Here is a 22573-nt window from a genome sequence, read left to right as displayed (position 1 = left end):
AACAGGGGTTGGAGGAACTCATTTTTACTAAGTATGTTCTATTTTAATCTTCAAATATATGAAATGGTTGCTTCATTTAAACACATTTTTGTGAGTAAATAAGAGACCGACGTGATTATTTAATCTGCGTCGGTCTTTTTTTATGGAGATGGGGGTAGAAGGGAATGAATCGTTGGTTTGTCGTACTTGGTGCAGTAATTATTCAAATAAATCTTGGGGCAGTATATGCTTGGAGCTTGTTCAATCAACCATTAATGGAGGCCTTTGGATGGCTAAGGGAAGAAGTTGTCATTACTTTTTCCATTACAATTGCTGTCTTTGCATTTATAACAATATTTGCAGGTAGGTTACAGGATAGGATTGGTCCAAGGTTGGTAGCTACTCTCGGTGGTGTGTTCTTAGGAATTGGATTAATGTTAGCAAGTCAAGCAACAACCATAATTGAATTGTACTTATATTATGGAGTTGTCGGTGGAATAGGAATAGGTATGGCTTATGTATGTCCATTGTCAGCCTGTGTGAAATGGTTCCCAGATAAGAGAGGGTTAATTAGTGGAATTGCAGTGGCGGGTTTTGGTCTAGGAGGCTTAATATTTCAGCCCATCATTACTAGATTGATTGAAGGTGTAGGTGTTTCCTCGTCCTTTTTCTGGGTCGGCTTAATATACTTATTATTTGTAGTTGCGGGGGCGCAGCTTTTGAAGAACCCACCTGTAACCGAAGAAAATCAACTGGAGGAAAACGGTGATTTTATAAAACCAAAGCAATATTCAACAAGAGAAATGTTGGCAAGTTATCAATTTTATTTATTATGGATCATGTTCTTATTCGGATCAATGACGGGGTTATTAGTGATAAGCTACGCAGTGGATATTGGTGTAGAGATTGCAAAATTAGATATGACAAAAGCAGCAAATGCAGTAACTGTAATTGCATTATTTAATGCAGGTGGGCGAATTGTATTAGGGAAAGTATCAGATCGGATTGGAAGAATGAATACGTTGATGGTGATCTATGGTTTAACTGGATTGGTTATGCTTTATATGGCGTTTGGATCGATAAATTACCTACTATTTATCACTATAGTATCGATTATCGGCTTTTGTTTCGGTGGCTTTCTCGCACTCTTTCCTTCAGTTACAGCAGATTTTTATGGGACTAGAAATATTGGTGGTAACTATAGTCTGCTTTATCAGGCGTATGGAATATCAGCTTTTGTAGGGCCTTTTATTATTAACTTTATTTCGTTTACTCAAGCGTTTATTATTTCGTCATTACTATGCTTTATTGCAATGATTTTGGCTAAGTTAATATCAACCCCTATAGCTAAAAAGGAAGAGACAGTATATATTGTACCAAAAGAACAATCTGCATAATAACAGTGAAAATATGATCCTACGTTGACTTCTATATTAATTGTCGATAGAATTTTTTCATAGCAGTATCCAAAACCTTAAAGTGGTACGTATTTAAATTGGAGGGGCATAGGATGAAACGGACTAAAGGATCAATAGAAGCTGAAATAAGTAAAGCCCTAACACAGTGGGAAAAGGATTATCTTGGAAGGGGATCTGTTTCAGTTAAAACAGATATTTTAAGGGACATGATTATTGTGACGCTTCAAGGAGTATTAACTCCTGCTGAATATGCCCTATGCCAGACGAAAGAAGGTAAATCTACAGTAAAAAAGACACGGTGTGATTTGGTTGAGACGGATGTTTCAAATCTAAATAAATTAATACATTCCATTACGGGATATAAGGTAAAATGTTTTCATACAGATCTAAGTACAAGTACAGGAGAAAGAATAATTGTATTCAGGTTATCGGACCCTTTTCAAGAATGAACTGGAGTAGCGAAGCGATTTGAGTCTTCATTTTTTCAGAATGGGGACTGAAATGAGGAAGCAAAGCGATTTGAGTCTTCATTTTCTCAAAATGAAGAATGAACTGGAGTAGCGAAGCGATTTGAGTCTTCATTTTTTCAGAATGGGGACTGAAATGAGGAAGCAAAGCGATTTGAGTCTTCATTTTCTCAAAATGGAGACTGAAATGTGGAGGCGAAGCAATTTGAGTCTTCATTTTCTCAAAATGAAGACTGAACTGAGGAAGGGAAGCGATTTGAGTCTTCATTTTCTCAGAATGAAGACTGAACTGGAGTAGCGAAGCAATTTGAGTCTTCATTTTCTCAAAATGAAGATTGAACTGGAGTAGCGAAGCGATTTGAGTCTTCATTTTTTCAGAATGGGGACTGAAATGAGGAAGCAAAGCGATTTGAGTCTTCATTTTCTCAAAATGGAGACTGAAATGTGGAGACGAAGCAATTTGAGTCTTCATTTTCTCAAAATGGAGACTGAAATGAGGAAGGGAAGCGATTTGAGTCTTCATTTTTTCAAAATGGGGACTGAAATGAGGAGGCGAAGCAATTTGAGTCTTCATTTTTTTCAAAATGGAGACTGAACTGACTAGGCGAAGCAATTTGAGTAAATACGGTAAGAGTTTCAAGAGCCCGTTATCTTTATAGGTTATGATCAGGACCAAGAACAACAAAAGCCGGGCGGTTTAATGCCCGGCTTTTCTTATTAGGATCTTAAATAAACATTCGTTTTAGTTAATTATTTCTAGCTGCTTTTACTTCTTTGTTGTTTTTATAGACTAATGAAAATATGGTTACAGCAATGACTGATAACACAGTTAACCCAATAAACAAGTTTGAATAAATGATATTTGGCCCATTCTGACCAAGTGGGTTTAGCTGTATGGAAGTATTCTCTAAGTCTAAAATGGAACCAAATATTGCACTAGCTATAGCACCTGCAAGGAAGTTTACTAAATTGAATAAACCGATGCCAACTCCAGTTCTTTCTTTTGGAATAATGACAGTAAGTAGGTTCGCTGTAGAGCTTTGAATTAATGGAAAAGCCATATATTGAATTAAAATTGATGCTGCAATTACCCAAGCTGGTAAACCGATAAATGTTGAAATAAGGAAGCTTCCTATGATTACTAACAAAAATGCTACCCGCAAAATTGGATAACTCCCGTGTTTATCAATAAGTTTGCCACCGTATTGACCAATGATCCCTGCTGCCATGGCACCTGGGAAAAGCAGAAAGCCTATCTGAACGGTGCTCAGTGAATAGAGATCCCTTGCCATGATTGGTATAACAAATATCATTCCAAACATACATACTGTACCGAGAAAACTAGTCAGAATAGTGGTAGAGTAATACTTGTTTTTCAACATATCAGGTTGAATAAAAGGTTGATCATGTGTGAAGGCTCTCCACGTATATAATCCAAAGGAAAGAATGGCTACAACTAAAGGAATTATGCTTAGTGTTGTAATAAACATAAGTGTACTGGAAATAGCAATAGCAATGATAATAGCTCCAATAATATCCACTTTTCCAGGGCGAATCTCTTCATCTGGAAGCCATTTTCTTAGAAACGGAATTGCAATAATGGAAATCATGGAAAAGATAAACAAAAATCTCCAATTAAAGGCTCCTCCGACTAAACCACCAGCAATAGGCCCTACTCCTGAAGCAAACGCAACCGTAGAAGCTACAATTCCAAAAACTCTCCCACGCTCATTAGGCATGAAACGAGCTGGTATGATAAAGGATAATGCTGGGATGGTTGCTCCTCCCATTGCCTGTAATATTCTTGCTGCAAGTAATGTGGAATAGTTTGGAGAAATAAATCCAAGTGTGGCTCCACTGGCAAACAATATAATTCCTATTGTTAGAAGTGTCTTAATTGGATAAATATCAGCTAGTTTCCCATACATTAATGATCCAATGGCAAATACTAATATATACCCTGTCATTACCCAGCTCACCTGTGACGGAAGAAGTTGGAACTCCTCTGCAATATCAGGAATGGCCACATTAAACATTGTTCCATTCATGACTGTAAAAGTTAAAATGATGCAAAGAAGAAGGGTTAACTTATTCTTTTGGGAGGCATTTATCTCTTGATTTGTTGTATCCATGCGTAAACCTTCTTTCATTTAATTAGAGGAAAATATTTCGGGAATAGAAATATCCCTATCTATCTTAAACAAGAAATTTTACATCTGTCAACGAAGAAGAAAAGTACTAAAATTCAAGGTGTGATTTTTGTCACGTTTTCGTCACTGATTTGCAACGATATGTTCACAGGTGAACCGCTCCAATGGCTTATTTTCATTATATACTGTAAGTGTAAGAGAGAGTTAGTGATCACTAAATAACAAATATGTTTTGAAAAATGGGTTGTTACTCAAAAGAAAGTTTATTTCATTATCGTTGTTGCCTTTGACATTGAAATTATAAATTATTTTAGGAGGAATTAATTATGTTTATGGAATTTTTAAGAAATAACAAAATCGCTGCGGGTATTTTAACAATCTTACGTGTGTATCTTGGATGGTCTTGGATGACAGCAGGTTGGGGGAAAGTAACAGGAGGATTTAGTGCAGAAGGTTATTTACATGGCGTCGTTGCAAACGAAGCAGTTGCAGGTCAATATCCAACATATCATGCTTTTATTGAAACATTCGCATTACCAAACGCAGGCGTATTTAGCTTTATGGTCGCTTGGGGAGAGCTATTAGTTGGCCTTGGATTATTAGTAGGTGTCTTAACAACAGCTGCAGCATTCTTTGGAATTATGATGAACTTTGCATTCATGTTTGCTGGAACAGTATCTTCTAATCCTTGGATGATTTTATTAACTATCTTCATCTTAGCAGCAGGATATAATGCAGGACGTATTGGTGGAGATTACTACGTCATTCCTTACCTTCGTGCGAAGATCTTCAAGGCTAAAACAGTAGATACTGCTGAAACTACTGCAGCATAATTTATTAATAGACAAAGAGTGTTCCATAATCGGGACACTTTTTTTATCCCTTTAAATGAGATATCTTATTGTTTGTGCTATAGAAAGAACAGAAAGTTATATTTAAATAAGTTATTTCAACAAGTATTCAGATATAATATAATAGACTTGTAATGGAAATAATTGTTTTTATCATGGGGTGAAGAATTAAGAAGGGAGGATTACATTTGATTAATGAAGCTACTTTAATTATATCATTAGTCTTTTTAATATTATTAATTATGGCTAGTGTTGGATATTTATTTTATATCATCATTGATCGGTTCAGAATGAAAAAATGGATTGGGACTTTTTATATAATTGGTCAAGTACTTTTTAGCTTTCTAATTGCAACTGGGATTTATCAATTAATTCTTCCATTTGTGGATCCGTCTAATTTACATATTGAAAACTTAAGAAACTATAGTTTTTATTATGTCATATCATGGAACGCATATTTTGCTGTTATTACATTAGTATTTCTCATTAACGCAATCATCCATCGTGTATATGCAAGAAAAAAGTTTAAAGATGAGTATTAATGATGGATTAGAAGTGTAGCCAACTATGAAACAGTTGGGCACTTCTTTTTTCGTTTAAATTTTCAGTGAAATGCTATTCACTCTTCCTGCTATATCAGACATATACTAATATGCGAAGGAGGGGATGGCTATGCCAAAAGTCATATGGGGTGTCGACTCCGCGGCAGCGGTTGACCAACAGTTATATGATTGTGTCGTAAATAACTTTGGACAACCGGACGTCTGGGGGAGGTACTTAAATACAATTCCAAATGTTAGCGATGGGTTGACGAAAGAGGAAATAAACTTCCTAAAAGGTAAAGGGGTGAAAATCTTACCTATATATAATAATTTTACAGAAGCAATAGGCGCAAAAGCTGGAAAAGTAGCAGCACAGAACGCATTATTTAATGCAAAAAGGTTAGGTGTACCAAAGGGTGTTTTCATATTTGCGAATGTGGAACGTTTTTTTGATGTGGACCCAGATTGGATTCTAGGTTGGGTAGAACGAATGATTAATAGCGATTATCGACCAGGTATTTATTTTGACCCAATAGAGGGACCTTTTAATGAAGCCTATTGTGAAGCTGTTGTAAGAAATCGTGATGTATTTTCAAAAACTGTCCTTTGGAGTGCTGAACCTGAGTCAGGTATAAGCACTAAAAGAGATTTTCCCACCTATAGCCCTGCAGTTCCAAATTGTGAAGCTAATGTTTGGGCTTGGCAGTATGGGAGAGATGCTGAAGAATGTCCGATTGATACAATATTAGTACAACAGCGGTTATTTGAATCATTATATTAAGTATTAGGTATCAAATAAAAATGGTATCTCATTGGAGATACCATTTTTATAGTCGAGGGGGTTAATAAGTTATATATGTGAAATATTTCACATATACAACCGAAATAAAACTTGTGATTATTTAACAATTGTATAACCCAAACCAACGGCATCCTCCATCATGTTTTCTGGAATAATAAAGAAATTCTTATTTGCCTCGTCCGTGATGATCACGTGTCCATCGCCTTCCACAACAAACAACTTTGCATGATCCTGATTTAATAAGTAAATGTCTACAGCATGGAGGCGGTCTTTCATCACTTCATGGGGCTCTTCTATAATCATTAGTAAGCCCTCCTTTAGAAGATAGGATCTTTTAAATCAAAACCCCACTCGCTTTACCTTAAATTGAATTATACCAATATAATGGAAAAAAAGCTACGGGAGTATACCTAAGATTGCATATTTTTTAAAAATTTTGAAGAGGCTGGGACATTACTAGAGTGTTTAACTGAAAATACGAACATTATTAACAATAGCGTAGTATATTTCCGAAGCGAAATGTTCGAGTTTCTCATAAGTTAGAACACTTTTGTCCCAGCCTTATTTAAAATGATAAGAATACTCGTTCCCATAGGCGTTGGAGCTTTTCTCATTGAGGGGACTGGATTAGTAAGCCCAAACTGCTGCTCCGATAATTACGAGCAGGATAAATAGGACTAACACTAATGCGAAACCACCTGCGAAACCGCCAGTATGGCCAAAGTAAGTCATGATTTAATCCCCCTTTCTTAAGAAGGTACATTATACTTTATGAAAAGAAATGGTTAATTGTGATTCTTAAATGAGATAAGGACACCTGAAGAAAGGTGCCCTTTGGAGTTGTTATTACCAAGCCCATACTGCTGCTCCTATGATAACAAGTAGGATGAACAGCACTAGTACCAAGGCAAATCCTCCTGCAAATCCGCCGTGATGGTAACCGTAAGTCATGAAAACACCCCCTTTCTTCTGAGGGTTACTAACATGTTATGAAAGGAGGGTTGGATATGTTTAGATGAATGATTGTGAATCGAAAAAATAGGCACTAGCAGTATGTGGAACTTTATGAAGGCTTTGTTTGCGCATCTGCTCTGCAGTGAAGACATTTAAGTTCACACGCCCTAGTTACTTCCCAAATAACAATAAATGGATTTTTATTGTAATCAATCAATCCTGTATTACCTTGAGGGTGGCTTATTCTTTCTCCATGATGGCTATGTGGTTGTCCCATATACATGATTTCATTTCATCTCCATTAGTATAGAAATTATTGATCTTCCCACTATTATTATAAGTAGGAAAAATTCATTTATAGTAGAAAAATGTTACAAAGTTTGGACAATGTCTATAGGTCCTAACCCTATGCCAACTCTGAAAAAATTGGCGATTGAATTAGTAGGATTGTCCAATCAATGTAGCGGTTGTCTCATAGAATACTAACAAAACTAAATAAATTTATTAATAGTTGAAAGGAGGATATCATGTCAAAGTATAAGCGTGACCATTGCTTTGATAAGCACAAAAGAAAAAGTGTTCCGCCACCACCATTTTTTGCAGGAAAAGTGGGCAAGAAACGACCAAAAGCTGAGAAAATAGAAAAGGAGATTATTAAAAAACCATTAAAGAAACCAGTCACAAAACCTAAAGTCCATCATGAAGACACTCATGTAAAAGTTCCTGTAGTGTTAGGAGAAGAGAATGTTCAAATAGACTTAACAACAAAAATTAACTTTCCTGATCCCGTATTAGAGATCAAAGACATTAAGAAAAACATTAAAGTTACGCAATGTAGACTATTGCTTCCAACTAAAAAACTATTTTTAAAAGGTTTTATTAGAAAAAATATCCAATATGCTACACCAGTGGAAGGATCAAAAAAACAAGTTGTATCAGATATTCGTTCATTAACAATTGATGTTCCCTTTGAAAAAGTAGTAGAAGTAAAGTATGAGAATAAACCAATATTTTCAACACACCCACAAGACAGTGAATTTACGTTCTTTACGAAATCGCCACTTCCTGATGGTTTTTCTTCAAAAGATGATCTGCTGTCGGCTGATCTCTCAGAGTTTGACCAGATTAGTGGGGAAGAATTTAATGAACTACCAAAATGTCAATTAATCTCAAGTCGTTTTATTGAATATGACGAGTCTCTCGATAGGAAGATGGGAAGAGTCATTTCTAAAGGTGGAAAAGAAATTGAAGCACCTTTTGAAGAAGGTACGTTCAGAACAATGGAAGAGAAGATGGTAGTTGAGCTAAGAATAAAGATTTTGCAAAAGCAGCAAATAGATGTAGCTTCTAGGAAAAGAAGGTAAGACAATGACGTTTCGAAATTTGGACATTTAATATATAGAGACTGTCTATCTGGCAGTCTCTCTATTTTTTTGAAACACTATTTTGAAAAGATAAAAATTGTATTGAACTCGCTACAGACTGCACGATTGCGCATTTCTATTTAACACAAATGAAATGTTAAGATTCATATAAAATTAACAAGGATATCATAGGATTTAATAGAAGAAATATAACACGAATGATATCGAGAGGACTGATGATGGTGACTAATGAATACACTGGTTTATTTGAGCAGTTAGAGAATAATATTTCACGTGCAATTGTTGGTAAGAATACTGAGATTAAATTACTGATAACGGCTTTACTATCTGGTGGACATGTATTATTGGAAGGGGTACCTGGTACTGGAAAGACGATGCTTATTAAGGCCCTTGCAAAATCAATCGAAAGTACATATAGAAGGATTCAGTGTAATCCAGATTTATTGCCAACAGATATAACAGGTTTTACCATTTACCATCCTAAAAATGAAGAGTTTGTTTTTCGTCCTGGCCCAGTTTTAACAAATTTTCTACTTGTTGATGAAATCAATCGTGCTTCCACTAAAACACAATCGGCGTTGTTGGAGGCAATGGAGGAAAAGCAGGTTACAGTAGATGGTGAAATACACCAGATTTCTGAACCATTTTTTGTATTAGCTACACAAAATCCCATCGAGTTTGAAGGGACTTACTTACTTCCAGAAGCCCAATTGGATCGTTTTATGATGAAGTTTCATATGGACTACCCATCAAAAGGTGAAGAGGAGGATCTTTTGATTAATCAAATAAAAGATCCATTGGAAGATGTAGAAATAATTACTGATGTGAAAACCTTAATTAAGATACAACAGGAAGTAAAGGAAGTTTTCGTTTCGAAGAGTATTGTTAATTATATTATCAATCTAGCAAATCGAACTAGAAATCATGAACATATTTTTTTAGGTGTAAGTCCAAGGGGAACCTTGGCTTTGATGAATGGGATAAAATCACTAGCCTTTTATGAAGGAAGGAATTTTGTTACACCAGATGACGTGAAATTTATACTGCCTTATGTATTTAATCACAGAATCATCCTTCACCCTGAATCACAAATCTCAGGGGAAACTGTTGAGTCAATATGTCAAATGATTATCGACGATACGAAGGCTCCTGTGAGGATGGAGAAATGATATGATGTTTCAGCAGATAAAAGATCGATGGTTGCCAGAAAATCAACTTCCAGTTTTCATTGGGGTAATTATAACTTGGCTAAGTAGCCTTCTTTTCCTATTGTTCGCAGGAGGAAAATTAGCTCTTGTCATGTTTGTAATTATGACGATAATCTCTACTTATTTGCTGCTATTGACAAGATGGAGTGGAATTAAAGAAATTATTGGGAAAAGATCAGTATCTTACAGAAAAAGAGAGGGACGTCTTGAAGCTGGTGATTCTTTTCAAATGGTGGTTGCCTTTAAACTACCAGGTTTTTGGCCCATTCCATACGTATTTATTAAAGAACATTTTTCACATAATCGTTTGGGGGAAATTGTTCGTGAATCCTCCTTCGTGCCTGATTTTTACAGAAACGGTGAAATTAACTATACGATCCCTGACCTAGAGCGGGGGGTATACTCCTATACAACTACTGAATGCTCTACAGTAGACCTGTTAAATTTTTTTGAGCATAACAAGACCATTCATCTTCCCTTTTCTTTCAAAGTCTTTCCGAAAACGATACGGATAAAAGAATGGTCTTATATAAACTCAAATAAGAAGGCTGCCATTCAACATGTCTTCCATCACAATCAAAGAGAGACTCAGGAGGTTGATGGAGTAAGAGAATATAGAATGGGAGACCGTCTTTCTCGAATACATTGGAATGCTACGGCAAGAACTGGTACATGGAAGTCCAAAGAATTCATTAAAGAATCCGTTCCAAAAGTGCTGATTGTTCTCGATCAATACAAGGGAGCATATCACAATAGAGGGCAATTTGAATTAGCCGTCTCTATTACAGCATCAATTATTCAATATGTAATGAAGGAGAAAATTCCAATAGGCTCCCTTTTTGCAGGAATAAATTATCAATATATGGAGCCTAAGTCTGGAATGGCCTATGTAAGGAAAATAGAAGATCGATTATTACATGTGGAATGTAATGGTGAACGAACGGTAGATGATGTTTTACTTCATGATGGCTTGAACAATTTCAGGGGAAGTATTGTTGTCATCTCACCTCTTACAAGTGATCAATTATTTCAGCGGTTTAAATGGTTAAAAAAACGAGGAATGAAAACATTCCATCTATTAATTGGTGGTAAAACAAAGTGGGAATTGGATAGATGGGAGCAGCTCTTACAAAGTGAAAGTATTGATCTTTCCTATATTGAATCATTAGGACAATTACCTGTTGTGTTAGAAAGGGGTATGACACGTTGAAACAACAAAAGGACTGGCTGGAGCGTAGTGTCATATTTTTAACAGGGGTGTTCCTATATTCGTTTTATATTTGGCTCACTGACTATTGGCTGTCAGTAACAGAACAAATCATTCTTACAACGTTGATTGTCATTTGTATCACTGATATGTTTCTGCAGTTGAAGCCTTTCTATCGTAGGTGTGTTCAAGCTTTATTTATTCTCTTATTTATGGGTTATTTTCTTGAATGGAGATTAGTGTTGCCTGACCCGTTTTATTGGAGGGGTCTTGGAGAGTCTCTTTGGACATTTATATTAGATGGGGCAATTTTATTTCCATACATTTGGTTTGCTACGGGGACATGGCTCATTTATGAATTTTTTATTTATTGGTTCCAACACAAATACAGAGCTATGATTACCATGTTAATAGCTACAGTATTCTTAACAACCGTTGATACCTATGGTGGTCATGAATTAACAACTCATATTGTTATCATGATATGCGCTAGTTTATCATTACTAGTTGTCCATCACTTTATTATGCTTAAGAAAAAAAGTCCAGAAGGGTATGATCATTTAAAGGATTATCCAGGAACGGTGATTCTACCCATTACCATCTTTTTCACAGCGGTTTTAATTGTAACCGTTTTTACACCAGACACAATCCGCCCATTATTAACAGATCCCTATACAGCATGGAAGAATTATCAAGGGGAGGAAACGTCTATAAGACTCCCTGAACAATTAGGAGAACTGGGGATTGACAGTGGTGAGAAGGTTTCAGGATACGGGAGAGACGATAGTGAATTAGGAGGAGGCTTCCGTTTTGATCAATCACTGGTCATGACTGTTGATACAGCCGATCCTACGTATTACCGTGGAGAGGTTCGTTATCATTATACGGGAAATGGGTGGGAAGGAGTAGACCCTGACTATCATTATAGTGCATATAATTTTTTTTCTGTAGAGGAAGAAGGTGTGTCAACGTTAGAAAACGAAAGTAGACCAATAGACAATTCCTTGCTTAAAACAAAAAATATTAGTCAAACCTTTTCCATTCCAGAAAACTCTCCCTATTCAAGTCAAGTTATATTAGGAGCTTATGCTATCCAATCCTTATCTTTAAATGACATGGACAGAGAAGATAATTTGAATACTCATGACAATGCTGTTTTGGAACTTATCAATTTTCCGTACTCTGAAATAAGTGAAGCTGATAACGAATCACCTTTTCTCTGGCTCCCAAATGTTGAGGAAATGCATTTTGTAGGGGCACCTGGAAGTTTTCCGAAAAACTTTACAATTTATTCTAAAGTACCTGTGATAGAAGAAGAAAAGCTACGTGAAGTAAATAACTTATTTGAACATGAAGAGTATTGGGATAAATATTTACAGCTACCAGAATTATCACCGAGAATAATAGAGTTAGTGGAGCAAGTTGTAGAAGATGCTGATAATGATTACGATAAAGTTAAGGCAATTGAGACGTACCTACGAGAGAATTTTGAATATACAACTGAGCCAGATGAGGATAACAGTGAAAGTGTTGATTTTGTGGAGCGGTTTTTATTTGAAGTCAAAGAGGGTTATTGTGATTATTTTTCCACGGCTATGGTTGTTATGACGAGGACACTAGATATACCAACAAGGTGGGTCAAAGGGTTCACACAAGGATCAAGAAGGGAGGAAGATTATCTTTATATGGATATAGCTCCAGGGGACTATGGGGTTTATGAAGTTAGGAACTCTAATGCTCATTCCTGGGTTGAGGTTTATTTTGAAGGCTATGGCTGGATTCCGTTTGAACCTACTCCTGCTTTTTCTATCCCTAGTATTTATTTAGATGATGGAGATAACCAATCGGAGAATAGAGATGCAGATAGGGAGGTACAGGAAGGTGGAACAGAGGATGGCTTTAATATAAGTGAAAATCTACTAATAGTAGCTAGAATTATGATTACTGGTTTAATAGGTGTTTTAATTATATTAACTACTTTCATTTTGCTTAGAAGAAAAGGATTGTTACGACTTTTTATTTGGAGGAGAAAAAATCCAGATACTTATAATCAACATATCGTTTTTAGAATGGAAAAGTTCCTTTCCTATGCAAAACGGCATGGGTATAAGTATTATGATAATCAAACATTAAAGGAAGCCTTCCATGATTGGACAAAAATAAATAAGGATAATAACATATCTAAGCTACTGAAAGATGTTTTAATAATGTTTGAAAGTGCGAAGTATAGTGATGTATCCTTAAATAAAAGGGATGAAGAAGCTTTTAAGGAAAAGTTAGACATATTGAAGAAATTACTTAAAAAATAGCATCTGTAAGAGGATATAGATAGTATTTAACTTTAAAGTATAACAGAGTAACAAAAATTGGAAGAGGGAATAGAGCGACTTTTATTATCAAGTAGCTCTATTTTTTTGTGAATAAAACAGGCATGAGTATGCTAAAAGCGACTAAAAGGGACAAGTCTAGTTTTTATTCTAGTTTTTACTTGCAAATCACAACCTAATAAATGATAGAATAATAGAGGTGTGTTACTTATTTTGTAGAAAGGAGGACCTTGATCCCTATAGGTCGAGGACATATACCAGTGAGTAAAAAAAATCATTTAAAAAGATGGAACATTATTTTATCTTCTGGACCTCACGATTCAATAAAACGCATATCGGTTTCAAAGAGATTCGTACATTATATATTTGCACTCATTATCCTATTACCATTCTTAATAGCTGGATTAATATTACATATAAACTACTTAAATCAAGAAAAAGACCTACTTTTTGAGACTATAGAAGAAAAGGAAGATAGAATCGGCCAGAAGAATAAGGAAATTGCCGATATTAGACAAGAATATGAAAGCTTACAGGAAGAGGCCCTTGCAGTTCAGAATACGATTGAAGAGTTTAAGGTGTTTGAATCTCGACTAAATGATCTTGAACTTGAAATGCCATCTGATTTGGAAGAATATGAAGATTTACCTAGCGGTGGTAAAGTATTTCCAGAAAATCATGGTTCTTTGAATGAAGGCAATATAACAGGTTTGAGGGAAATGAAAAACGAGTTACCTAAACTAATTGAAAGCTTTGAAGAAACAGTAAATAGAATAACAGAATATGAAGAAAAACTTCGAACTACACCAACACTATTTCCTGCTGCTGAGGGAAGGATTACTTCTCATTACGGAAACCGACGTGATCCTTTTACGGCGTGGACAAGGTTTCATTCAGGTACAGATATTGCCGCTCCGTTAAATACACCTATTTATACAGCTGCAGATGGTACCGTAGTCCATGCTGGAAATAATGGAGGGTATGGCCTTACAGTCATTGTAAAACACAGCGATACTTATGAAACTCTTTATGCACATTTAAATGAGATCTACGTTGAAGTAGGAGATCAAGTAAGAAAGGGAGATGAAATCGGTGGTATGGGAACTACTGGCAGAAGTACTGGCGTTCACTTACACTATGAAATCTTCCGAAATGGGGAGCAAATTGATCCTTATCTATATATGACCTTTCATGAACGGGATACTGAAGACTAATTTTGAATACAGGAGGTGGACTACCAGCAGTGCTGGTACGTGCTATGTTTTCAAACAAGAAGAATGAAAAGCAGTTAAGTGAAATTTCCACGGTTATTGGGGAAGAGACGAAAATTGAAGGTAAAGTGAATGTGGAATCAAGTATACGCATCGACGGGAAAATATTTGGTGAAGTAATCTGTTCTGGTGATGTCACTATAGGAAAAGACGGTTATGTTGAAAACAGTTTAAAAGCTAGAAATGTCTTCATAGCAGGAAAAGTTCATGGTGCTGTCGAGGCAGAAGATAAGATCCAAATCTTAGCAACAGGTTCTTTAGTAGGTTCTGCTGTGATGAAAACGATTATTATCGAAGAAAATGGGCACTTCCAAGGGGAAAGTGTAATGAAACAACAAGATTCAGTGAAACAAATTTCAAACGTGGAAAAGGCATTAGACGACGAAAAAACAAGTTGATAATATAAAGTGGTAGGCTGAGACAAACTAATGTGCTTCCTTTTGTCCAGCCTTTTTTACTTTTTAGGGAGAGAGACGATGCTTTTTGATTTATCTACTTTAAATATACTTATTGTACTTTTTTGCGCTATCTTAATTGGTATATCAAAAACAGGAATACCTACTTTAGGAATACTAGTTGTTGCTGCAATGGCAACGGTATTTCCAGCGCGAGAATCTATCGGGATCGTTTTGCCAATGTTAATTACGGCTGATTTGATAGCTGTTACCTATTATCGTCGAAGTGTTAATTGGAAAACTTTATTGTATTTAGTTCCGTGGGTATTAGGTGGAATTACTGCTGGGTATATTTTGCTTTTCGCAATTGAAGCAAGTAGGCCTATTGAGGTTATACTAGGATTAATTATTTTAACCTTAATTATTGTACAATTTTGCAAGGAACGTTTCGGAACTGCTTGGAATAAACTCCCTCATTCTAAAACATTAATTATTGTGATGGGAACATTAGCAGGTTTTACTACCATGATAGGGAATGCAGCAGGGCCAATAATGGCTATTTTTCTGTTAGCGATTGGATTACCAAAGAACTCATTCATCGGGACGGGAGCATGGTTTTTCCTCTCAGTCAATTTAATTAAAGTTCCACTGTATAGTCAATTAGGGCTGATTACTTTGGAGACACTTACTTTGAACCTTTGGCTAGTCCCTATTATTCTAATTGGAACCTTTATTGGTATAAAACTGGTGCCACTCATTTCACAAAAACACTTTAACATTATTGTCCTTATACTAGCAGCAATGGGTGGAATTAGACTGCTTCTCCCATGAGCTAACCTGAGCCGCTGAGAAAGTATCATTTATGTTTTTACTGGGTAGAAATCATATAATTTTACACAAATTTATTTAAATAGATTCCTAGACTTTTATATTGGAGATGGTAAAATAAAGTATAGGCAAAGAAACGAGGGGTTTTATAGATGAAGCTTTGGTTTCAAAAAATATCCGTAATTTTAATTACATTTATGACGTTAGGGATGTTTATTCCCCCTACTTATTTAGAAGCAAATGCGAATTCCAATGAGATAGAAACGAATAAAGAATTAGATGGTACTATTGAAGATCAGAATCCTTCCATTTTTGAGGAGGATACGGAATCATCTATAGAAGATAGTGAGCATTACACAAATAGTGATTATATAGTAAGTATGATTACAGAACAGGCAAAAGATAGAACTTTGAATAAACTAGGTCCAAAAATTTTGAAACAAGTGGAAACGGATATTACAACTACTATTCTTCCAAACATGGAAGAAGTTTTGAAAATGATTCTTCAAGATGCAGGAGAGGAAGAATTTACTTATTACGAGATCACAGAGCAAGTAACGAATGGGTATGGGGAGAGAATTTTTAACCTATATGATCATAAAGCTAAAAAAGATGTTGCTATGTTCCATGTAAGACGTGATAACAAACCTAAGGATGGATATTGGTTTAATTTTCACTACCATTTAGAAAAGGATGGTTTTGAGGAGCATTATCAACTTGGAGATGTTTACTGGGATAAAAACACTCCACCAAAATGGATGTCATAAGAAAGAGTGAGCCCTTCATGAATGATCAAAACAGGGCCACTCTTTTTATTTTATTTCGCCTGTGGAAAGCAAGTAGCTTGTAAAGAGTACAATTACATTAATGCTAATTTCAAGTTTACAAAAAAATAATCAGGAGTGACTTTAATATGGCTTATAATTTTGATGAAGAACACCACTCAACATATAAAAACACTGCAAAATGGTCAATGGCTAACGAGCATTTCGAAGAAGAGGATATCATACCGCTTTGGGTAGCAGAAATGGACTTCAAGCTACCACCTGAAATAATTGATAGGGTGAAGGCACGTGTGGACGAAGGTATTTTTGGATACACGATGTTGACAGAAGAGGTTAAAGAAGTAGTTGCTCTGTGGATTTCGAAAAGGCATCAGATGCAAGTGAATCAAGAATCAGTTTGTTTCAGCCCTGGTGTCATGCCTGCTGTTCAAGCATCTATTCAAGCTTTTACTAATCCTGGAGATCGGGTAATAATCCAAACTCCAGTTTATGGCCCATTCTCTAAAGTTGTAGCTAATACTAGTCGAGAGCTAGTGACAAATCCACTTCAATTTAAAAATGGAAAATATGAAATGGACTTTGATGATCTTGTTAAAAAAATCGAAGAAACAGATGCAAAAATGCTGTTATTATGTAACCCTCACAACCCGGTTGGTAGAGTATGGTCTCTCGATGAGCTTCAAAGATTAGGAGAGATCGTTGATAAATATAGGTTATTGGTTGTTTCTGATGAAATTCATGCAGATCTTATTTTGCGGGATCATCAACATACAGTTTTCTCGAAAGTGTCAGATACAATGAGTAAGAAATCAGTCTTATGTTTTTCTCCAAGTAAATCATTTAACATGGCAGGTCTTAATACGTCCTTTACAATAATTGAAGATGAAGAAATGAGAGCTACTTTTCAGAAGAAGCTTGAAGAGAACTATCAAGCAATGGCTAACCCCATCTCTCTAGAAGCAGCTAAATCAGCTTATGAAATTGGTGAGGCATGGTTAGAACAGTGTCTTAATTACATTGAAGGAAATATTCATTATTTAAGAGAGTATTTATCGAAAAACATACCGGAACTGAAGTTAGTCAACTCTCAAGGGACTTATCTTGTTTGGATTGATTGCAGAGTCTTAGGGTTAAATCAAGAGGAATTATTCCATTTCTTATTAAAAAAAGCGAAAGTAGCAGTGAATAATGGTTTCGAATTCGGTGAAGAAGGGGCAGGGTTTATTCGCATGAATATGGCGTGTAGAAGGGCGACTTTGGAGGAAGCACTTCAAAGAATTGAAAAAGCAATTAAGGAGTTTAGAAAATAATTTGTTTTATTGATAGGAGATATTGAGAGGAGAGGCAGCTTATTTTTGACACTGTCTCCCTCCCAATGACTTTTATTTAGAAAATAAAATTTATTATTCTGTAGGTTAAATAAAAACCGGCAAAAAATATAGTAGCAACTTTAATATTATCTTTACTCGCAAACTTATAACTAATCCAAAAAACAGCAATGTATATAAATGTAATACCTAGTGACCGAATCCATGTGCCAGGGTTTATTGTAATTAAAGTTATTGGAATAGATATTATCATCAGTGCAATAGGCAAGGACATGGCAGCCCCTAACTTTTCAAAAAAATAGGAAATATTTAGTTTGTTACCATGATTATTAGCATACCAGCTCATTATATAAAGAATAGCACCTATTGGTATGGCATAGGCAATACCAATAGTTAAGCTTGTAGTAAAGCCTACATCTAGCCAACTAACGCTACTAAATAGCTTTATTCTATAAAAAAAGTTACTCAGAATAATTAGTCCAATTAGTACTCCAAGGTTGATTAATCCATAAGTCTGTAGTCCTTTTTCTTCGTTGCCTAATATGTTGTCAGGCTTTTTTAGTGAATCAATAAAATATTGAAAGTAGCTGACTGTGCTTTTCTTCTCAGGATTCTCAACAACTTCCTCATTGTCTTCAACTTCAATATGCTCGCTCATTTTTACCACCTCCGTATTGATTATGCCAATCATTTTTATCATACTTTCTTTTATTCAAATTTCCTATTATACAAAAGTATTAAAAGTAAAAAGAATAAGGAGTACTTGCACTTCTATCAAAATAATTAAATGAGGCTCTCCCTCATAAATCATATTTCAAATGACCATTGGGGAGAGCCTCATGTTATTCATAATAAGTTAATTAAATTTCAAAAACGTGGTGGAGGTTTCGTTTATGAATTTCACTTTTAATAATTTCTATAAATTCAGGAGATAATTGAAACTCTTTAGCGTCTAAATAAGCTTGTATTAACATATTGTCATGTAATGACTCCATCTTATCACTCCTAGAAAATAAATCGTATAGATATTATTTTAAATAAAAAACTTATTCTATAGTGGTCTCAATTGTTACCATTATATGAATTATTTAATACGATTATTTTATAGTTTATAGATAGTTTAATCGCCTAGAACATCAATTCTTACTTCTTCAGGAAGTTTACTAGGTGCACCTGGAACAAATCTAGGTTCAAAGTTCACCACGTCAGATGAGAAAACTTGGATAAAGACCCTGCCAGCAGCAACCTTTGCCCTAATTAATATGGGTTGATTGTGAATATTTTTGAAAGTGAAGTCGGGTCCGTACCAGCTAACGGTTGCATCTCTTCCAGGTGGGACGTATGGTACTCGTCTACTATGAGAATATCTTTGAACCATTTCCACCCCTGCACGATCTACAGCATTAAATAAAGTGGAGGAGACTTGACATATTCCACCACCAATTCCATCAAACAGTTCCCCTTTTACAATGACTGGTGCAGGTAGGTAGCCTTTTTCAAGGGTTCTTTCACCTACAGTTTCATTGAACGAAAAAGTTTCATTAGGAAAAACTACAGTGTTGTTAATTGCCTCAGCAGCAAGGGTGATGTTGTGTGATCGTTCGTAATTATTTTTATTAAAGTAAGTTATGTAGTCACTCATTTTTTTGACCATAATGTTTGCTAGTAATTCACTATCTACTTTCGGATGGATAGGGATTGTGGGTATAGTCATCTGTACGGGCTTACCTTCATAGAAATACGCTTGAAATTCCTTCTTAAAAGTTTGTTCATCGAGTATATGACCAGTTTTACCTGGCTCAATCTGTTCATAATCATTAATGAATGCATTGACTGGTTCTTTATAAACTTGTTCAGATATCTTTAGACTTAGTTGCTCAAAAGCAGAATCGTCTATCTGGATGTCACCAAAAATTGGGGAATAATAGGCAGCTTTGTTTACACTTGCCAATATTTGTTCATCGTGCATAAGGATTAAATTGTCGTGTTGAAGTGGAACAGCAAATAATGAAAGAATTAATAGTATATTTTTCAAAACAAACCCTCCTAAAAAATATTATGAGTTAGGAGGGTAATTTTCATGTAGATAATACAAATTTATAATGAAGCAGATTTATCATGAGAAATATGAACAGGAAGCTTCCAATTGTAATTGACAGAAAGCATCCTTAAAAGAATAATGCTAATAAATAACAAGATTAGGGACCAACTAGAATTGACAAGTCCTATACCAATAAAGAATCCACCAAAAACAGCCCATACAATATAAATTTCCTTCCTTAATACCAGTGGCTTTCTACCTGCAAGAACATCACGGATAATCCCTCCGCCTGTCCCAGTAAGAACAGCTGCTGCAATTACAGCACTAGTTGGGTGGCCCATATCAACTGCAAATAAAGCACCTTGGATAGCAAAGGCAGATAAACCAATAGCATCAAAAAAGAAACCCCATTTTTTCCAATAGTGATGCCATAAACGGGGTGTAAAGAAAGCAATCGTCATAACGATAAATGCAATGATAAAGAGTGGTCCTTGCTCCCATAATGCTGATACTGGAATACCGAGGAGCAAGTTTCTCACTGCTCCACCTCCAAAAGCTGCTGCAAAGCCTAAAACATAGACCCCCATTAAATCATATTTTTCTTCTAGAGCGACTATTAAACCACTCATGGCAAAAGCAATTGTTCCTATAATATTTAGTAATTCCCAATGCATAATCAGAATTCTCCTTAATCTATGTAACTAGTAAAAATACATCATATAGCAAAAATACATATCAGACAAGAAAGAACGGTTAAGTGTTGTATAAAAAGATTAAGGAACTTCTATAGAAGTGAAGTGATTAGTCTACCATGTAGACCATTAATGTGACCTAAGTCACTGCTGGTAATATCCCCAATCTATAAAATGAGAATGAGAAACATTCTTAATTACGGAATCAAGTTCTAATAAACATTCCATATGTGATATAGAGAGGGGTATATAAGTCATGAGCGAAGTGATCAATAATCGTGAGAAAAACAAATTGGAAAGTTCAGAACGTCAGGAAATGTTAAAAGTAATTATGAAAGAGCTCCATGATGGTAAGCCTGTTGAAGAGGTAAAAGCAAAGTTTGAAGAAGCCGTAGGGGACATTAGTGTCAGTGAAATATCTAAAATGGAACAAGCTTTAATGGAAGAAGAGGGTATACCTGTATCTGAAGTCCAACGATTATGTTCAGTCCATACAGAAGTATTTAAAGGATCCATTGAGGAAATTCATGGTATAGAAGATAAAACAGAAGAACCAGGACATCCAGTTCATACATTTATTCAAGAAAACAAAGAAATTGATCGACTAGTTAATTTTAAATTGAGCCTCCATTTAGAGCAATTTATCAAAAATGCATCAGATGATAACGTATTAAAAATAGAGAATGATTTAAAAAGTCTTCTAGATATTGATTTGCACTACAGTAGAAAAGAAAATTTGCTATTTCCTTATTTAGAGAAATACGGGATTTTTGGCCCTACCAAAGTAATGTGGGGGGTGGATGATAGGATTCGTGGAGCTATTAAAGGAGCTTTGAAAACTATTAAAGAGGATTCATGGAATCAAGAAACTTTCATTCAAGATATTCAGTACATTATTGATGAAGTGAGTGAAATGATTTTTAAAGAAGAAAATATTCTTTTCCCAATGTCTTTAGATCATTTAACAGAAGACGAGTGGATGAAAATTGAGCGGGAGGGTGATGTTATTGGATATACATTCATCGAACCTCCGAAACCATGGCAGCCTAAAAGAGAATCATTAACAGAAGGAAATGCGTTCCTACAAGATGGTATGATTAAAATGGAAACAGGTTTACTATCTGTTAAACAAATGGAATTGATGATGAGTCATCTTCCAATAGATATTACGTATATCGATGAGAATGATATCGTAAGATTTTTCTCACATGGGAAGGATCCCATTTTTCACCGTACAAAGTCAGTGATAGGTCGTTCTGTCCAGAACTGTCATCCACCAAAGAGTGCACATATCGTGGATGAACTTCTTGAGGATTTTAAATCAGGCAGGAAGGACATGGAAGACTTCTGGATACAATTTAAGGAGAAGTTTGTATTTATTCGCTATTTCGCTGTCCGTGATGAACAAGGAGCCTATAGGGGAACATTAGAAATGAAGCAAGATATTAAACCACTGCAAGGTGTTACAGGTGAAAAGAGATTGATGTCATAAAATGAAGGAAGAGGCTGGGACATAACTAAAGTTTTTTAACGAGAGGTGCGAACGATTCACTATAATACAGGAAATAGACGAAATTTCTTTTCCTCTAAAAGCGAATGTTCAAATTTCTCATATGTTAAAATACTTCTGTCCCAGTCTCTATTAGAATAAAAAATTAATCTTGTGGTCGATGACCAATGGGATTTCGCTTACTATCTATAGCCCTGGATCAAAGGTTTTGCAGTCTGTTTCTTCCTGCTTTTTGGCTTTTTTCCCAGTATGACTCACTACATAGATGCGGTCAGCAGCACACTTATTTCCATCTGCCCAAAACTTACAGTTGTTAACTTCACATAGTACATCTACTGCCATGAAAATCACCCCCATAATTAAAGGATAAACTAATTTAACACCATTTATCCTATAAAAATTTCCCTTGTATAAGTAACATTACTTAATTTTT

25 protein-coding genes are annotated in these 22573 nt (G+C 35.4%); 15 read left to right on the top strand and 10 right to left on the bottom strand.

Annotation, left to right across the window (positions count from 1 at the left end; genetic code table 11):
* Positions 1-164: 164 nt before the first annotated feature.
* Together BW724_RS14675 and BW724_RS14670 are read left to right on the top strand one after the other, a co-directional pair.
* Positions 165-1376 carry an L-lactate MFS transporter gene (locus BW724_RS14675; RefSeq protein ID WP_088075935.1) on the top strand — a complete coding sequence of 404 codons (1212 nt, stop codon included), beginning with the start codon at positions 165-167 and terminating at the stop codon, positions 1374-1376.
* Between the two features lie 113 nt (positions 1377-1489).
* On the top strand, positions 1490-1846 hold the full coding sequence (locus BW724_RS14670; protein ID WP_088075934.1) for a Na-translocating system protein MpsC family protein: 357 nt from the start codon (positions 1490-1492) through the stop codon (positions 1844-1846).
* On the opposite strand, the gene BW724_RS14665 is transcribed toward BW724_RS14670, so the two are convergent.
* Both BW724_RS14665 and BW724_RS14660 read right to left on the bottom strand, forming a co-directional pair.
* Positions 1818-2504: a hypothetical protein gene (locus BW724_RS14665; RefSeq protein ID WP_088075933.1), complete on the bottom strand. Its 687-nt coding sequence runs from the start codon at positions 2502-2504 to the stop codon at positions 1818-1820. The genes BW724_RS14670 and BW724_RS14665 overlap by 29 nt on opposite strands.
* A 106-nt stretch (positions 2505-2610) precedes the next feature.
* Complete coding sequence (locus tag BW724_RS14660) at positions 2611-3996, bottom strand: MFS transporter (RefSeq protein WP_088075932.1); 1386 nt, start codon at positions 3994-3996, stop codon at positions 2611-2613.
* A gap of 344 nt (positions 3997-4340) precedes the next feature.
* Between BW724_RS14660 and BW724_RS14655 the strand changes: the two genes are divergently transcribed.
* From BW724_RS14655 to BW724_RS14645, 3 genes are all read left to right on the top strand, one after another.
* Complete coding sequence (locus tag BW724_RS14655) at positions 4341-4847, top strand: DoxX family membrane protein (protein WP_088075931.1); 507 nt, start codon at positions 4341-4343, stop codon at positions 4845-4847.
* A gap of 206 nt (positions 4848-5053) precedes the next feature.
* The gene (locus BW724_RS14650; RefSeq protein ID WP_088075930.1) at positions 5054-5407 is read left to right on the top strand and encodes a hypothetical protein; all 354 of its coding nucleotides are present in this window, start codon (positions 5054-5056) and stop codon (positions 5405-5407) included.
* A 130-nt stretch (positions 5408-5537) separates the two neighbouring features.
* A complete protein-coding gene (locus BW724_RS14645; protein ID WP_088075929.1) occupies positions 5538-6188 on the top strand; it encodes a glycoside hydrolase domain-containing protein in 651 nt (216 codons plus the stop codon).
* 117 nt (positions 6189-6305) lie between these two features.
* On the opposite strand, the gene BW724_RS14640 is transcribed toward BW724_RS14645, so the two are convergent.
* The 3 genes from BW724_RS14640 to BW724_RS14630 all read right to left on the bottom strand — a co-directional run bounded on the left by BW724_RS14640 (position 6306) and on the right by BW724_RS14630 (position 7160).
* Complete coding sequence (locus tag BW724_RS14640) at positions 6306-6512, bottom strand: hypothetical protein (protein ID WP_088075928.1); 207 nt, start codon at positions 6510-6512, stop codon at positions 6306-6308.
* A gap of 324 nt (positions 6513-6836) precedes the next feature.
* Positions 6837-6941 carry a YjcZ family sporulation protein gene (locus BW724_RS14635; RefSeq protein ID WP_088075927.1) on the bottom strand — a complete coding sequence of 35 codons (105 nt, stop codon included), beginning with the start codon at positions 6939-6941 and terminating at the stop codon, positions 6837-6839.
* Between the two features lie 114 nt (positions 6942-7055).
* Positions 7056-7160: a YjcZ family sporulation protein gene (locus tag BW724_RS14630; protein WP_088075926.1), complete on the bottom strand. Its 105-nt coding sequence runs from the start codon at positions 7158-7160 to the stop codon at positions 7056-7058.
* A 530-nt stretch (positions 7161-7690) separates the two neighbouring features.
* Here BW724_RS14630 and BW724_RS14625 point away from each other — a divergent pair.
* The 9 genes from BW724_RS14625 (at position 7691) to BW724_RS14585 (ending at position 17879) form a co-directional block, all read left to right on the top strand.
* Complete coding sequence (locus BW724_RS14625; protein WP_088075925.1) at positions 7691-8527, top strand: CsxC family protein; 837 nt, start codon at positions 7691-7693, stop codon at positions 8525-8527.
* Positions 8528-8766: 239 nt separating this feature from the next.
* A complete protein-coding gene (locus BW724_RS14620; protein WP_235848983.1) occupies positions 8767-9717 on the top strand; it encodes an AAA family ATPase in 951 nt (316 codons plus the stop codon).
* Between the two features lies 1 nt (position 9718).
* Complete coding sequence (locus tag BW724_RS14615; RefSeq protein WP_088075923.1) at positions 9719-10966, top strand: DUF58 domain-containing protein; 1248 nt, start codon at positions 9719-9721, stop codon at positions 10964-10966.
* Positions 10963-13272, top strand: a complete 2310-nt coding sequence (locus BW724_RS14610) for a transglutaminase-like domain-containing protein (RefSeq protein ID WP_088075922.1) — start codon at positions 10963-10965, stop codon at positions 13270-13272. The genes BW724_RS14615 and BW724_RS14610 overlap by 4 nt, the downstream gene beginning before the upstream one ends.
* Before the next feature lie 278 nt (positions 13273-13550).
* Complete coding sequence (locus BW724_RS14605) at positions 13551-14504, top strand: M23 family metallopeptidase (RefSeq protein ID WP_140354976.1); 954 nt, start codon at positions 13551-13553, stop codon at positions 14502-14504.
* A 2-nt stretch (positions 14505-14506) separates the two neighbouring features.
* Positions 14507-14959, top strand: coding sequence for a bactofilin family protein (locus tag BW724_RS14600; RefSeq protein ID WP_235848982.1), 453 nt, complete (start codon positions 14507-14509; stop codon positions 14957-14959).
* 78 nt (positions 14960-15037) lie between these two features.
* On the top strand, positions 15038-15787 hold the full coding sequence (locus tag BW724_RS14595; RefSeq protein ID WP_088075919.1) for a sulfite exporter TauE/SafE family protein: 750 nt from the start codon (positions 15038-15040) through the stop codon (positions 15785-15787).
* 149 nt (positions 15788-15936) lie between these two features.
* A complete protein-coding gene (locus tag BW724_RS14590; RefSeq protein WP_088075918.1) occupies positions 15937-16551 on the top strand; it encodes a YpjP family protein in 615 nt (204 codons plus the stop codon).
* Positions 16552-16697: 146 nt separating this feature from the next.
* Positions 16698-17879 carry a MalY/PatB family protein gene (locus tag BW724_RS14585; RefSeq protein WP_088075917.1) on the top strand — a complete coding sequence of 394 codons (1182 nt, stop codon included), beginning with the start codon at positions 16698-16700 and terminating at the stop codon, positions 17877-17879.
* 76 nt (positions 17880-17955) lie between these two features.
* Here BW724_RS14585 and BW724_RS14580 read toward each other — a convergent pair whose 3' ends face one another.
* The 4 genes from BW724_RS14580 to BW724_RS14565 all read right to left on the bottom strand — a co-directional run bounded on the left by BW724_RS14580 (position 17956) and on the right by BW724_RS14565 (position 20612).
* Positions 17956-18555: a hypothetical protein gene (locus tag BW724_RS14580; RefSeq protein ID WP_088075916.1), complete on the bottom strand. Its 600-nt coding sequence runs from the start codon at positions 18553-18555 to the stop codon at positions 17956-17958.
* 202 nt (positions 18556-18757) lie between these two features.
* On the bottom strand, positions 18758-18892 hold the full coding sequence (locus tag BW724_RS14575) for a sporulation histidine kinase inhibitor Sda (protein ID WP_088075915.1): 135 nt from the start codon (positions 18890-18892) through the stop codon (positions 18758-18760).
* A gap of 125 nt (positions 18893-19017) precedes the next feature.
* Positions 19018-19932: a VanW family protein gene (locus BW724_RS14570; RefSeq protein ID WP_235848981.1), complete on the bottom strand. Its 915-nt coding sequence runs from the start codon at positions 19930-19932 to the stop codon at positions 19018-19020.
* A 62-nt stretch (positions 19933-19994) separates the two neighbouring features.
* A complete protein-coding gene (locus tag BW724_RS14565; protein WP_088075914.1) occupies positions 19995-20612 on the bottom strand; it encodes a trimeric intracellular cation channel family protein in 618 nt (205 codons plus the stop codon).
* Between the two features lie 274 nt (positions 20613-20886).
* On the opposite strand from BW724_RS14565, the gene BW724_RS14560 reads away from it, so the two are divergent.
* Positions 20887-22122 carry a DUF438 domain-containing protein gene (locus BW724_RS14560; RefSeq protein ID WP_088075913.1) on the top strand — a complete coding sequence of 412 codons (1236 nt, stop codon included), beginning with the start codon at positions 20887-20889 and terminating at the stop codon, positions 22120-22122.
* Positions 22123-22326: 204 nt separating this feature from the next.
* Here the strand turns inward: BW724_RS14560 and BW724_RS14555 are convergent, their stop codons facing one another.
* Positions 22327-22482, bottom strand: coding sequence for a DUF1540 domain-containing protein (locus BW724_RS14555; protein ID WP_088075912.1), 156 nt, complete (start codon positions 22480-22482; stop codon positions 22327-22329).
* Between the last annotated feature and the right edge of the window lie 91 nt (positions 22483-22573).

Origin of the sequence: Litchfieldia alkalitelluris (assembly GCF_002153425.1) — a bacterium.
Lineage (GTDB): Bacteria > Bacillota > Bacilli > Bacillales > Salisediminibacteriaceae > Evansella > Evansella alkalicola.
The sequence above is the reverse complement of the archived record's forward strand: the minus strand, read 5'-3'. Positions and strand labels throughout refer to the sequence as shown.